This is a genomic window from Caballeronia udeis (genome assembly GCF_001544555.2).
In the GTDB taxonomy this organism is placed as follows: Bacteria; Pseudomonadota; Gammaproteobacteria; order Burkholderiales; family Burkholderiaceae; genus Caballeronia; species Caballeronia udeis.
Genome location: NZ_FCOK02000084.1, coordinates 16,237 through 29,773 on the forward strand (window position 1 = coordinate 16,237; position 13,537 = coordinate 29,773).

Consider the following 13,537-nt stretch of genomic DNA (forward strand, 5'->3'; position numbering starts at 1 on the left):
GCTTTGAACGGCCGCTACCAGCATCCGCGGCTGTCTCTTGCGGGTCGTGTGAAAACGCACCCCGAATGTGACGTTTGAAAAAATCGACCCTTCAAATCGCGTTACATCGGCTTCGCGACACCTGAAAACCAAGTCGTTTTGCGTTTTCACACGGCGGTCGATTTGAGCCCGACGCGTCGGGCAGCACGCGGCCACAACCCGCCGTTCACATGCGTCGTCGGTCTGACGTTCAGGCGTCAGCTTTGCTCCGTAACCGGCCATCGGATTGTCAAAAACGAATGCTCCTTCATCGGCCTTTCCTGACATTCAGGCGTCCTCGTTCCCGAGGCAGCTTCAGATTGCTTTTCTGCCATTCGGACTCTTGCGACCGCAAATGTCGTGTTTCACTGCCAGCGGATGCGAACTCTCGACCCGCGACAGACCTCCGATTCCGCCGATAGCGGTCCTTCGAAATCCTCTCCCGAGCCCCCGTTTGGCGGCTTCGATTCCGGCTGACATAATTCACCGTCGAGACAGCGTTCGCACACGCCTACTTACATCTTGCGAACATTCGTCATTCGCGATTATTCAGCAGACCTCGTCGTTGAAGCGCATATGAAAGAAAGCATCGCTATAGTTTAATGTGCGTGTGGTGCAAGTGCACTTGGTAGCGTTCGCTCAACCATCGCCCCAAGTTATTGATAAATACCGAACGCGAAGGTACGAACGTCGGTTCACTGGGGTATGGGACAAGAAGGAGGTTGCTATGAGAAAGCAAGCGAGTCGCGTCGCACTCCAGAATGAGCAGCCGCAGTTCCTCGTCAAGTGCCTGCATCCGCAATTTGTTCCGTATGGCGTCGCACTTAGGTCGGCTGCAATGCTTAGCTTATCGAAACATCCTACTATTATACAAGCTAGTGTAGGGCGCGAGACGGCACTTCAAGGGTGGTGACATGACCGCTTTGACGCGACGGAAGATATTACGCGCAACGGCTTTAGCCGTGACGGCGGCGGTATCGCCGAAAGTTTATGCCCAGCATGGAAACATGGGGCCGGTCAGGCCGCCGGTCCGCCTCACCGATGTTTCGGTAGTCGACCAAACTGGCACGACCCGACCGCTCGAAGAGTTGTTGCGTGAAGGCGTCACTGCGGTGCAGACAATTTACACGGGTTGCAGTTCGGTTTGCCCCCTTCAGGGAGCGCTATTCGGCGCCGTTCAAGACCGGATGCTGCAAGCCCGTACACGCTATCCAATCCGCTTGCTGTCCATTGGAATCGACCCATTTGGCGATGTACCGTCCGCGTTGCGCGAATGGCTCGCGCGTTTCAATGCCGGTCCGGGATGGGACGCGGTCACACTGGCTCCAGATGCCGTCGACCGAACACGAGCGGAGTTGGCGGGGCGCGCATCGCTGCCGAGCAACATCGCCGACCATTCGACACAAGTCTATTGCTTCGATCACAACGCGATGTTGCGCTGGCGCAGCGCTGATTTTCCACGAGTCGAAGAAGTTTGTGATGTTCTTGGCGCACTCGGAGTTTGAATGCGTTCGAAGTGATTCGCTTAACCAAGAGTTGCTAATCACACCAGCTATATCACGTAACCCGGAAAAAGGGGCGTCGCGATGAAACGAAACCGATTTCCAACAAGCAATCCCAAGTCATCAGAAACGGCCACAAAAGCTTTGGCCCTGATAGTCCTCGGGTCGATGTTAATTGCAACGTGCAGGGATGTAACAGCGCAGACCGTGCCGCCGTCGCAGTGGTCTGCACCGATTTCTTTGCCGCTAGTGCCGGTAGCAGCGGCTAATCTACCGAATGGAAAGGTGCTAGTCTGGTCGGCTGATAGTCCGCTAGATTTTACTGGCGGCGAAGTGAATTTGAGCAAGCATCAGAACAATGGGGGCACCTATACTGCGATCTTTGATCCGACGACGGGAACGAGCACGCAGGCGTTTGTCACCAATATCGGCCACGACATGTTCTGTCCGGGAATCGCAAATCTGCCCAACGGTGATATTTTTGTGACGGGTGGATCGAGTAGCGCGAAGGTCAGTGATTTTAACCCCGCCTCAGGACAGTGGACATCCCAGAAACAGATGAACATTGCTCGGGCCTATCATGGCAGCGTGACACTGAGCAACGGTGATGTGTTTGTATTGGGGGGCTCATGGAACGGTGGGCAAGGAGGCAAGAGCGGAGAAACGTGGAGTAATTCGGGCTGGAAAGAGAATACTGTGGTAACTGCCAACTGGGGCGACCCTGACGTAACGAACGATGCCGCAGGAATATATCGTGCGGACAACCACATGTGGTTGTTCGCGGATTCCAACGGCCTGGTTTTCCACGCTGGACCGAGTCGAGCCATGCAATGGATTGGCACCGCAGGCACCGGCAGCATGTCGACGTCGGTAAATCGAGGGGCTGACAATGACGCGATGACCGGCAACGCGGTCATGTATGACGTCCGCAAAATCCTCGCGGTCGGTGGTGCGCCTAGCTACGAAAACGCCTACGCGACGTCGAACGCGACATTAATAGATATCAGCAGCGGAGCGGCGAACACGCGCACAATAGCTCCAATGAGCTATCAGCGTGCGTTTGCCAACAGCGTTGCGTTACCGAGCGGCGAAGTCGTCGTGGTTGGCGGTCAAACCTATCCCCAGCCTTTCTCTGACGACAATGCGATTCTGACGCCAGAGATCTGGAGCCCCGCGACTGAAACGTTCAGGCCGCTTGCGGCCCAAGCTGTGCCGCGCACTTATCACAGTATCGCGCTGCTTTTGCCGGACGGGCGCGTTTTAAGCGGTGGTGGGGGGTTGTGCGGGGGATGTTCGACCAACCACACTAACGTCGAAATACTGACGCCGCCATATCTTCTCAATCCGGACGGTTCACCAGCGTCACGCCCTAAGATCTTGTCGGCCCCCACGAGCGCGAGTCTCGGCGCGTCGATCTCTGTGAGCACCGACAGGACGGTTAGCGCCTTCGCGCTGATGCGCCTATCGTCGGTAACTCATTCGCTCAACAACGAGCAGCGACGCGTTCCGTTAAGCTTTAGCGCGAGCAGGGCAGGCCAATATGTGTTGAATATTCCGGGCGATTCCGGAGTCGCCGTGCCCGGCTACTACATGTTATTCGCTCTCGACGCGAACGGAGTACCGAGCGTCTCAAGCACTATTCGAATCCACTAATGGCGCGCGCCTTAAATCGGGCCGCCTTCACAATACACGTGATGACGGCCCTATTTTTGGTTGTTGTCAAACCCGCGGCAAATGGCGCGGATTCATGTCGATCCATGGACTTGGGATATCAGCTTTTTAACGGGCAGCGCGCGCTGGTAGCGCACTTACGCGATGACAACCGCATGCTGCCTGACATTGCTGCCCGGTGTATCAATTGCCATGACCACGCGGACAACGCAGCGTCTTTTGCACCCCCCTTGACAAGCCGGTACCTGCTCAGCGATACACGCCGTCGCGGCGGCCCGCCGAGTCGCTACAACCTAAGCTCGTTCTGCCGGGTCTTGAATGTCGGCGTTGATCCGACAGGAATCGTTCTGAAAAAAGCGATGCCGCAATACGCTTTAAGCGATACAGAATGCGCAGCGCTTTGGAGCTTCGTCACGGCCCCATAGCGCTTCGTGCGCTTGACGTGGTGCGCGGCAAGCCGCACACCGAGTCAAGTGACAATACCTGCAGCCGAAAAATAAGCTCTTCCATAAGAAAGGGGTGTGACGCGAGGGTTGGAGCGGACATAGCCCCTTCAATTCAGGTTATCTTATGTTTCCGTTGACGTTGCGGAGCGGAGAAGACTCTGAGAGCGAGCAGTCCGCCTTCGTTGGCTAAGACGTTAATATGAGTTGAACGAAACCGCTGACGCGGTAGCAGGTGGTCGGCCGGCGGCGGCGTCTTCGATACCGTTCATGGAGTGTCTCCCCTCGAGTGGGACGATTGCAGTGCAGTTTGCTGCCTCGTCCCTTCTGAGCGGAGTCCACCATGACACCCCTACGTCGACGCATGATCGAGGATATGCGCGTGCGCAACCTCGCCGCCAATACGCGGCGCGCCTATCTCCAGCAGGTGCATGCCTTTGCCGAGCACTTCGGTCGTTCCCCGGACCTGATGGGCCCGGAGGAGGTGCGCGCCTGGCAGGTGCACCTGATTGAAGTCCAGCGACGCTCATCGAGCACGCTGGTGGTGGCCACCGCGGCGCTGCGCTTCCTGTACAACGTCACACTCAAGCGCAACTGGTCCGTCGAAGAGATCCCCAGATCAAGGAGACCAAGCAGGCTGCCGGTGATCCTCAGTCAGGAGGAGGTCACCCAGTTCCTTGAAGCGATCCGTAGCGTCAAGCATCGTACCGTGCTGATGGCAGCCTACGCCGCGGGCCTGCGCATCTCGGAGGCCACCCGGCTGAAGGTCAGCGATATCGATAGCCGGCGCATGATGCAGCGTGTCGAACAGGGCAAGGGGCACGCCGACCGCTACGTGATGCTCTCGCCGCGGCTGCTGCAGATCCTGCGCAGTTACTGATGCATCGGCCGGCCCCAGTACTGGCTGTTTCCCGGCCGCTTCCCGGATCAACCCGTGGGCGCCGACGTGGTACGACAGGCATGCCAGGACGCTCGCCGCCGTGCCGGCATCAGCAAGCCCATCACACCGCACTCGTTGCGCCATGCGTTTGCGACGCACCTGCTCGAATCCGGCACCGATGTGCGCATGATCCAGTTGCTGATGGGACATCGCAGCCTGGCCACGACGGCGCGCTACCTGAAGGTCTCGACCAGCACGATCTGCGCGACGACCAGCCCATTCGACCGGCTACCTCCAGGCACCTCGCAGACTTCACCCGAGCCGCCAGTTGACCACGTCTGAGCCGCGATGAAGTCCCCGCTGGAGCTGGCGGACATCCTGCACCGTCACGGCCCCGCATACCGGCATCTGCACGCCGATTCGCTCGACCGTGAGCAGTGTCGTGTCATGCGCGCCATTGAGCAGTGCCGCACAGCAGCCCTGGGCGGTCACGTCGAGCAGTGCGACGCCTGTGGACACCAGCGCATCGCCTACAACTCGTGTGGCAACCGGCACTGCCCGAAGTGCCAGTCGCTCGCCCGAGCAGAATGGCTCGACCACCGTCAGGCGGACCTGCTGCCCGTCCCGTACTTCCACGTGGTGTTCACCGTGCCGCAGGAGATCTCGGCCATTGCATTCCAGAACAAGCGCACCGTCTACGACATCCTGTTTCAGGCAACCGCCGAAACGCTGCAGACGATCGCCGCGGATCCAAGGCACCTTGGCGCCACGATCGGCTTCATCGCGCTCCTGCACACCTGGGGACAGAATCTGGTGCACCACCCGCATCTGCACTGCGTGGTCCCTGGCGGGGGCCTTGCTGCCGACGGCACGCGCTGGGTGGCCTGCCGGCCAGGTTTTTTCCTGCCCGTGCGGGTGCTCTCGCGCCTGTTCCGGCGACTGTTTCTCGAACGGTTGCAACACGCATTCGATGCCGGTGCACTGGGTTTCTTCGCATCACTGGCCCATCTGTCAGAGCCAGGCGAATTTGCCCGCTATCTGTCGGGCCCGCGTCATACCGAGTGGGTCGTCTATGCCAAGGAGCCGTTCGGCGGTCCGCAGCAGGTGCTCGACTATCTCGGCCGCTACACGCACCGCGTCGCGATCTCCAACCACCGCCTGCTCAGTCTGACCGACGAGTATGTGACGTTTCGCTGGAAGGACTATCGTCATCCAGGTAGGCCACGTGCAATGCGCCTGCACGCTCACGAGTTCCTGCGCCGCTTCCTGCTGCATGTACTGCCGCACGGGCTGCAACGGATTCGCCACTACGGGCTGCTTAGCAACCGGTTGCGCGCGACCCGTATTGCCGCGTGCCGGCGCCTGCTTGGCGTACCGTCTGCCGAAATCCGGATGACGCCCAGACCTGATTACCGCGACCGTTACGCGCAGTTGACCGGCCGATCGCTGCGCGACTGTCCGGTCTGCAGACACGGTCACATGGTCTGCGTCGAATGCCTCCTGCCTGGCGCGTCACCCCGGGCACCTCCGAACTACCCATGAAGCCCGAATCGCTACCGCTGGCAGGCCGGAACCGGCACGTCCTCACGGGGTCGGCTGGACGCGCATGTCCGCGGCGGTCCCAGCCTGCCTTCCACGGGCGGCGTAACCTGTTCGCTGACCACCGCGGCCGCACGGTCTTGCCCAATCGTGCACCCACACCCTGCCTTGTCCACGCTTCGATTTCCCCATCCGATCGTGACAACCATCGGCACACCGATTCAATTCCCATAGCCACCACGAGTGGAGCGGTTTAGCTCAACGAATTGTTAGCGGAACGGAAACGGCGCGATGAGTTGGCCGCAGGCAAGGCGAACGAGCCGTTTCCGTTCCGCTAACAATTCTCTGGGTTATCACGGCAAGCGGTTTGGAACCGGCGCAGGGTAGAGGTACAAGGACGCGGTTCGAGTGGTCGAACTCAGATGAGACCTCATGCTTCTCTGCAAGCCATCCCGACGGAAGAGGGCGGGGACTGCTTGTCGGGGGCAAGCGGCCAACTGAGCAGGTCGACCGAAGTAGTCAGCTGCACGGCATGCTGTCAGCACTCACACGCCATGCCGCGCTCTCTATTTCCACTTCGAGCCAAGCGCTTCGAATCCAGCTTTCTTGAGGTCATCAGCCACCATGACCACGCGAAACTCGCAGTCGGCATTGAACGAAAGAAACCATGGTTCCGCGAATTTTGGAATCTGCGACGGCTCCTCAAGGTCCACGATAAGGATTGCTCCGCGTGTTCCGTTTTCCGAGGTAAAGTAGGCGGCTTCCGGTTTCATCTCCGCGAGAATCCGCTCCATTAACTCTCCAATGGTGCCGTCGCGCACAAAAGAGTTGAATGGCTCGTGAGGTATTCGTATGTTGAGAAGCATGCGCATGGTCTTCCTCCTTGATTGTGTCCGGATGGACTCTTCAAGCATAGGAGCTTTACGAGTTGTTGGCTGTCGCTATTCAACAAACCAGCAAAGATCAATTGGGCGCGTTCACATGCCTTGCTGAGCGTTCCACGCACCAGCGTTCCCAGGAGACACGGAAGCTCTCAACCAGAGCTGACGCTGCCTGTTCGACGGCCAGGCATGCGATTCGTGGCCTGACGCAGACTGCTGCCATCGAGTGCGCTGCCTGCGGCATCCGTATCAACGAACTGCAACCCGGTGTGATCGACACCGGGATGACCCAGGGTCATCCGGAAGGAGCGCAGGCAGTTGTCGACCGTGGCATTCCAATGCGTCGCGTTGGATGTGCGGAGGAAGTTGCCACCGCTGTATGCTTCCTGTTTTCCGATGAAGCCTCTTACATTACAGGGGCTCACCTTGCAAAACTCATCCCCAACAAGGCAACCCGAAACGGCAAGCTCGATCCGCCGTGGTGGGATTTGCCCTTGCGTATGGTGCTCATTGCCGGCCTCGTGATCGGCGTGACGCTGATCGCGCCTTACGTCGGGCCTGAAGCGAGCGGCGTGCTCGCGTCGTTCCCGTTCATGGTGATCATCCTTGCAGTCTTCACGCATCGCATGATTGGCCCCGCAGCTACGCAGCAATTGATGCGCGGCGTGGTGGTGGCACTTCCGCGCTTTGCCGCGTTTTTCTATGTGCCAGGCCTGACTTTGACGAAGTTGAACCTGCCTGCCGCTTACGGTGGCGCGATTCTCTGCACTTTTGCGATACAGGCAGTCTGCTTGTACCGGATGCGCGTTCCAGCCACTCTCCCTGTGGAGTAACCTCGAGGCAAGGGGATGCTGTTGTATGACCGTTCCCGGACTGTTCTCCGACCGATGCGGCCGCCCCTCCACGGCGCGAATGAGAGCAAACCTCTACTCGTGCACCTTCTGCCGGGACGCTTCGCCCAGATGCGCACGCACGAACCCGACATGTTCGCGAAGGACATAAAATGTGTCCGCATGCGCCAGCGGCATCCGCAAGGTATTCAGTGATTGCTCGATCTCATCGAGATCCGCTATGAGCGCCTTTCGCTCTTCTTCTGTCGAGCTGACAAGCACGCTGCGTTCTATCGCGATCAACGCGCCGTAATACCGGTAGATCCGCGATCTCACCCGCCATGCGTACAACGCCGGAATCAGCCGCAAGGCCGGGATCAGCAGCACGGCGACGGGCAGCAGCAGAACGAGTATCCGGTCTGCAATGCTCGCGAGCCAGAAGGGCAGGATGCGGTAGAGGAAACTCTTGCCCGACTTGTAATAGCGCGTGGCCTCTTCGCTGATCGGGTATTCGCGAGCGATCGGACTGGGGAATTGCCCGGCGTTTTGCAGCAGCCCGGGCATTCCGTGGACTTCCTGGGCGGCTTCAATGACCAGATCCGAAATGGCCGGGTGCAAGCTCTGCCGCGCGAGGATCTCGACGGTCGGGCCGATCAGGCGCAAGGTCTGCGGCGGAATTTTCCGCCGGAGATCGAGCACGCCCGTTGGCAGGTCGATTTCGTCCAGATACGGGAAGAGCCGTGTATAAGCGCTCGCTTCCGAGAAATCCATCACGGAGATGCCCGGTATGCCCAGCAGCCTGAGCATCAGCCCGCGTGTGGTCGAGTCGCCATTGAACAGCGCGGCATCCACGTTCCCCGCTACCAGCTGCTTCGCCGCGTCCATGCCGTCGAGCGGCACCAGTTGCGTGACTCCACCCGGCGCTATGCCGTTGGCCTCGAGCAGGTTGAGCGACAGCCGGCGGGTGCCGCTGCCCTCGCGGCCTATCGCTATCTTCTTGCCCTCCAGGTCCGACAACTGTGTCATTCCCTTGCCGCGATAAAACACCACAAGGGGAACGTAAAAGACGCTCCCAAGCGATATGAGCGACGCCCTGGCCGCCGCATCCGACACGCCCCCTTGCACCAGCGCAAGATCGACATGGCTCTTGGGGTCCATCAGCCGTTGCAGGTTCTGGACCGAACCATCGGATTGGAGCACGTTGAGGGTGACACCGTTGCGCGCCAGGATTTTTTTATAGCGCTCGGCGGTATCCAGTAGCGAACTGTCTTGAGGGCCCGCGCTGATCGTGATGGTTCTTGGGGGAGCGGGGTCCGCCAGCCACACGATCAGCCCGATCATCACGATGAACAGCAGCGCGAAGGGGGCCGACGTCAACGACAGATCGCGCCAGGCCACATGAGAGTGGTCGCGCGGAAAACGCGGGGGACGCGGGCGATATTGTTTCATGAGACCACGTGGGAAAAGCCTCACACTTTTAGGAATGACATCAAGCCGTGGTCAGGCAGTGCTCAAGCGGAGCCATGCCTGTGCCTTAAAGAATACCCGCAGAATACCCGCGCCGGGGCACACCTGACCTGGTGCAGAGTTTATAGGGGAACCCCCGGAGGGCGAGGGAGAAACGCCGGACCGGGCCAGCGCCCTGGCGACGATTATTCCTCGCTATAAATCCGGCCCGCGCCAAAGCGCCGGTCGATCTGCGCAACGCCCCCGGCCCGCTCATCCAACCGGTTCGCCAAGATTGAGCATCAGGCGGTTGGCCCACGCGAAGATGGCAATGGAATGAATCAGGTCGAGGATCTCGTCGTCGCTCAAACCCACATCGCGCAGCGCTTGCAACTGTGCCGGCTCAACCTGGCCCGGCTTGAGCGTCAGGTCGATCGACGCCAGCACGATCGCCTTCTCGCGCGGTGACGTTCCCGCAGTAGCCGGATCGTTGAAAACCTGTTCGATCACGTCGTCGCGTTTCGCCAGTTGCTCGAACCGCTGTGCATGCACCGACGCGCAATACACGCAGCCGTTGACCCGCGAAACGACGGTCGACGCCAGTTCCCGCTCCGCGCGCGGCAAGCCGCCCGGTGCATACATGATTGCGTTGAAGGCGGCCGAGCGCTGCCGCAGGATTTCCGGCTGATGCACGAGGAACAGGTAGTAGTCGGATACCTTCGCCTTCGGATGGCTCTCTTCGAGCACGCTGATCTGCTCGGGGGAGGCATCGGCGAGTTCCACCACGTCAAGCCACGCGTCCCATCCCAGCACGCGATTCGTGAAGCCATGCGCTTCAATTACCCGGCTCATGCTGCCTCCGTTGCATTCAGGACCTGCAGCGCGCGCAAACCGGCCGTCAGGCGAATCTGATAGGAAAGAAAGGCGATCAACTGCGCGAGGGCGACCACGGCCGGCGTCGGAATGCCGGCGGCAGGCAGGCGTTCCAGTGCGGTTTTATCGCCGTCTATGGGAGACTCGATCAGCGTGCGCGTGAAGGCAAGCATCGCGCGCAAGCGAGGTTCCTGAGCGTCGATCGAGCCTTGTGCGATCTGGTCGATCACCGCACGGTCCGCATTGATCGAAGCAAGCCGTTCCGCATAATGAGTCGCTAATGCAGGGGCATTCGACAACGTGCACGCATACAACGCCACCAGCAAGCGGTCGCTCAGCGACAAATCCGGCAGCGCGGGATCGAAGAGCGCTTCGTAGCTGCGCTGGGTCGCGGCGGCCACCTTGTCGCGTTTATGTCGTGTTGCGTAAGCCGGTGAACCGGGTGTGAGGCCGGCAATCCGGTCAACAATATCGGTGCTGAGATCGTAGGTGTCTGTCATGAATGCTCCTGCCTGAAAGAGTCGCCGGCAGAGTTACCAGCAGAGCCGCCAGCGCTTTTTGATGCGCGGGAATGGACGGCGGCGTGGAGAAAAGCCAGCACTTCGCGCCACGATGATTCATCGGCGCGTGCGTTCGCTGCGGGTTCGCCGCCGCCCGTGCTGATGCGACCGGAAACAGGATGCGCATACACGAGTTGTGTGGTCGGAACATACGGAAACACAATCGCGTGGCCGGCGTTATCGAAGTCGAGATGGCGCACCGGGTACGCATGCTTCTCCCGTTCAAGCCGCTCCACGACCATGCGTGAGTAGTCGGAGGAGGGCCACGAACCGTCGTCGGTAGCGGAGAGCAGCAGCACCGGTCCATCCGTATTTTCGACGCGAATCCGCGCTCGTTCGACCGCTTCCTTGTCGAGCAACGCAGTCCGGATCGCGCGTTCGTGACGATGCGGCGGCGGGCCTTCGTCGAAGGGCTTCCAGCTCGCCGTGCGGTTGTTTTCCCACAGGTGCGGCAGCGGCTTGCCGTCGAGCAGCCAGGTCGGACCTTCGCGGCCTGTCGCCGGGTCGGCGGCGTTCTGCGCGCTGTGAACGACCGCGCCGGGCACGTAACCAATCACCGCCTTGATGCGATCCGGATAGGTTGCGCCGAGCAGCAACGCGAGTTCGCCGCCGCGTGATTGTCCGCTCACCGCAATGAAGCCAGACGCCGGTTGCAACTCGCGCGCGATCCAGTCAAGCGCGCGGCGAAAGTATTCGAGCGGCGTATTGGAGATGTAGTCGGACAGCCCCGGTGTCTTGAAGTAACCGAGCGCGAGGGCGGCATACCCACGCGATGCGTAAAGCGCGCCACGCGGTTCGTTGATGCCGCCGCCCGACCCGTTCAGTATGAGCACGACAGGATGGGGGCCGGGTGCTGCAGGCAGGAACAGCGTGCCGACACAGCCATCAACGCGCATGTCGCGCCGTTGCACACCGGGCGCCATCAGCCGCTGGTTCAGCAGCGTGGCGCTCAGTACCTGCCCGTCTTCACCAATGACTTCGATGCAGGTCGACAACGCCTTGGAGACGTCGGCGGGAAACACCTCGCGTTTGCCCGCTTCAACGGGAACCTGCGACCAGATGAGTCCCATCGCCGATACACCGCTGTAGTCGCCTTTCACCGGCGCATCGCGGGAAAGATCGATGACGCCCTGGTCATCGGCACGGAAGACCGCACGGCTCGTCCAGACCGTGCCTGCGCCGCGTACCGTCTGTGTGCGAAGGGTCAGCAATGTGCCCGCGCGCGCGCCGGTCACCGCGATGCGCCGCGTAACGTCGATCAGATCATCGCCCGGTGTAGCTGTGATGTCGATCATGATGGCCTCAACTGCCGCTGCGCGTAACCATCATCGCGGTCGTCCGGTCGCTGACCGCCGGTGTCACTTTCAAGCCTTTCTTCGCGGCCCAGATGTTCTCGTAGTGAAAGAGCGGAATGATGCCCACGTCATCGCTCACTACCTTCACCGACTGCTGCAGGATGGCTTCACGCTTGGCTTGATCGAACTCGGCTGTGGCGGCGTCGAGCGCGTGGTCGACTGCCGGGCTGCTGTAGCGGCCCCAGTTCGATGCGCCAATGCCCTTCTTCGGATCCACGGTGCCAAGAATGTTGACAAGCGCATAGCTTGCTTCGCCCGTGCCGTTGCCCCACGCAATCATGCTTACTGCAAATTCGTTCTTGTTTGCGCGGCTGGCGTAACTGGCCCACGGCATGACCTCGACTTTCGTCTTCACGCCAATGCGCGTCCAGAACTGCGCCACGGCCTGTGCCGTTTCGGGTGCTTGCGGATAACGGTCGTTAGGCACGCTGAGCGTCAACTGGAAACCGTCCGGAAAACCCGCTTCGACCAGCAATTTCTTGGCTTGAACCGGGTCGTTGGGGATGTCCTTCACGGCCGGGTTGTAACCGAAGGTCCTGGCCGGCATCCACTGGTTGGCGACCGTGGCCGCGCCTTGCAGGATGCGGTCGGTGATGGCGGGGCGATTGATCGCCAGCGACAACGCGCGGCGCACGCGCACGTCGAGTAGCGGGTTCTTCTGGAGCGGCTTGCCGGCGTTGTCCGTAATGTACGGGCTCGGGCCCTCACGGAAACTTGGCTGAAGTATCAGCACACGCAGGCCTGGATACGCGAACACGGATACCTTCGGCGACTGCTTGAGACGCGGCAGGTCGGAGACGGAGACCTTGTCGATCATGTCCACGTCGCCCGACAACAGCGCTGCCGTGCGAGCCGCCGCATTGCTCACGTAGCGATAGTTCACCTTGTCCCAGATCGGCTTCGCGCCCCAGTACGCGTCGTTGCGCGTCATCACCACGCGGTCGCCCGGTGTGTACGAAACGAACTTGTACGGCCCTGAGCCGACCATCGCGCGCCCCGAGTTGTAGTCTTCCGTCGTCGACTTTTCGCCGATATGTTTGCTCACGATATGAACGGACGTCAGGTTCAGCGGCAGGTCCGGCGTCGGCGAGCTGGTCTTGATGATCAGCGTGTACGGATCGGGCGCGGTGACGGATGCGATGGTGCGCAGATACCCCGCGAAGGTGGCGATGGTCCCCGGCACATTGCGCGCCCGCTGATACGAATAGATCACGTCGTCCGCGGTGAACGGCGTGCCGTCCTGCCACTTGACGTCATGGCGCAGCTTGAATTCCCACGTGTCGCTGCCGGTCGACTTCCAGCTTGTCGCGAGGCCGGGCGCGAGCACGTTGTTGTGGTTCTCGACCAGCAGATCCCAGAAGTGCAGGTCGACGGAGCGGTCGCCCGCATAGTTGTTCAGTTGCGGATCGAGCGACGAGAGCGGATCGGCGAACGCAATGTTGAGCGTCTGCGCCGACGCGCCCGTACTGAACAACGCCGCACTGGCGAGCGTGGCGGTCAGCGTGGAAAGGATCAGGCGTTTCACGATGCAATTCCTTT

Annotated in this window: 10 protein-coding genes and 1 pseudogene; 5 read left to right on the top strand and 6 right to left on the bottom strand. The window is 60.5% G+C overall.

The features are described 5' to 3' along the window. Positions 1-932: 932 nt before the first annotated feature. The 4 genes and pseudogenes from AWB69_RS37625 to AWB69_RS37645 all read left to right on the top strand — a co-directional run bounded on the left by AWB69_RS37625 (position 933) and on the right by AWB69_RS37645 (position 6,056). Positions 933-1,523, top strand: a complete 591-nt coding sequence (locus tag AWB69_RS37625; RefSeq protein ID WP_062091860.1) for an SCO family protein — start codon at positions 933-935, stop codon at positions 1,521-1,523. Positions 1,524-1,604: 81 nt separating this feature from the next. Further along, the gene (locus tag AWB69_RS37630) at positions 1,605-3,173 is read left to right on the top strand and encodes a galactose oxidase-like domain-containing protein (RefSeq protein WP_062091861.1); all 1,569 of its coding nucleotides are present in this window, start codon (positions 1,605-1,607) and stop codon (positions 3,171-3,173) included. Between the two features lie 825 nt (positions 3,174-3,998). Beyond that, positions 3,999-4,856, top strand: a pseudogene (locus tag AWB69_RS37640) (tyrosine-type recombinase/integrase). A 6-nt stretch (positions 4,857-4,862) separates the two neighbouring features. After that, positions 4,863-6,056 (top strand): IS91 family transposase, encoded by a 1,194-nt coding sequence (locus tag AWB69_RS37645; protein ID WP_062091862.1) that lies wholly within the window; start codon positions 4,863-4,865, stop codon positions 6,054-6,056. A gap of 563 nt (positions 6,057-6,619) precedes the next feature. Here the strand turns inward: AWB69_RS37645 and AWB69_RS37650 are convergent. Next, the gene (locus tag AWB69_RS37650; RefSeq protein WP_062091863.1) at positions 6,620-6,925 is read right to left on the bottom strand and encodes a hypothetical protein; all 306 of its coding nucleotides are present in this window, start codon (positions 6,923-6,925) and stop codon (positions 6,620-6,622) included. Positions 6,926-6,981: 56 nt separating this feature from the next. Between AWB69_RS37650 and AWB69_RS46400 the strand changes: the two genes are divergently transcribed. Continuing rightward, positions 6,982-7,767: an SDR family oxidoreductase gene (locus tag AWB69_RS46400; protein WP_075644060.1), complete on the top strand. Its 786-nt coding sequence runs from the start codon at positions 6,982-6,984 to the stop codon at positions 7,765-7,767. Between the two features lie 93 nt (positions 7,768-7,860). Here the strand turns inward: AWB69_RS46400 and AWB69_RS37660 are convergent, their stop codons facing one another. The 5 genes from AWB69_RS37660 to AWB69_RS37680 form a co-directional block, all read right to left on the bottom strand. After that, positions 7,861-9,213, bottom strand: a complete 1,353-nt coding sequence (locus tag AWB69_RS37660; RefSeq protein ID WP_062091864.1) for a TAXI family TRAP transporter solute-binding subunit — start codon at positions 9,211-9,213, stop codon at positions 7,861-7,863. 270 nt (positions 9,214-9,483) lie between these two features. Continuing rightward, entirely contained in the window at positions 9,484-10,062 is a 579-nt protein-coding gene (locus AWB69_RS37665) for a peroxidase-related enzyme (RefSeq protein WP_062091865.1), read from the bottom strand. Then, complete coding sequence (locus tag AWB69_RS50965; protein ID WP_062091866.1) at positions 10,059-10,583, bottom strand: CMD domain protein; 525 nt, start codon at positions 10,581-10,583, stop codon at positions 10,059-10,061. The genes AWB69_RS37665 and AWB69_RS50965 overlap by 4 nt, the downstream gene beginning before the upstream one ends. Next, positions 10,580-11,938: an acyl-CoA thioester hydrolase/BAAT C-terminal domain-containing protein gene (locus AWB69_RS37675; RefSeq protein WP_062091867.1), complete on the bottom strand. Its 1,359-nt coding sequence runs from the start codon at positions 11,936-11,938 to the stop codon at positions 10,580-10,582. The genes AWB69_RS50965 and AWB69_RS37675 overlap by 4 nt, the downstream gene beginning before the upstream one ends. Before the next feature lie 7 nt (positions 11,939-11,945). Beyond that, the gene (locus AWB69_RS37680) at positions 11,946-13,523 is read right to left on the bottom strand and encodes an ABC transporter substrate-binding protein (protein ID WP_062091868.1); all 1,578 of its coding nucleotides are present in this window, start codon (positions 13,521-13,523) and stop codon (positions 11,946-11,948) included. Positions 13,524-13,537 lie beyond the last annotated feature (14 nt).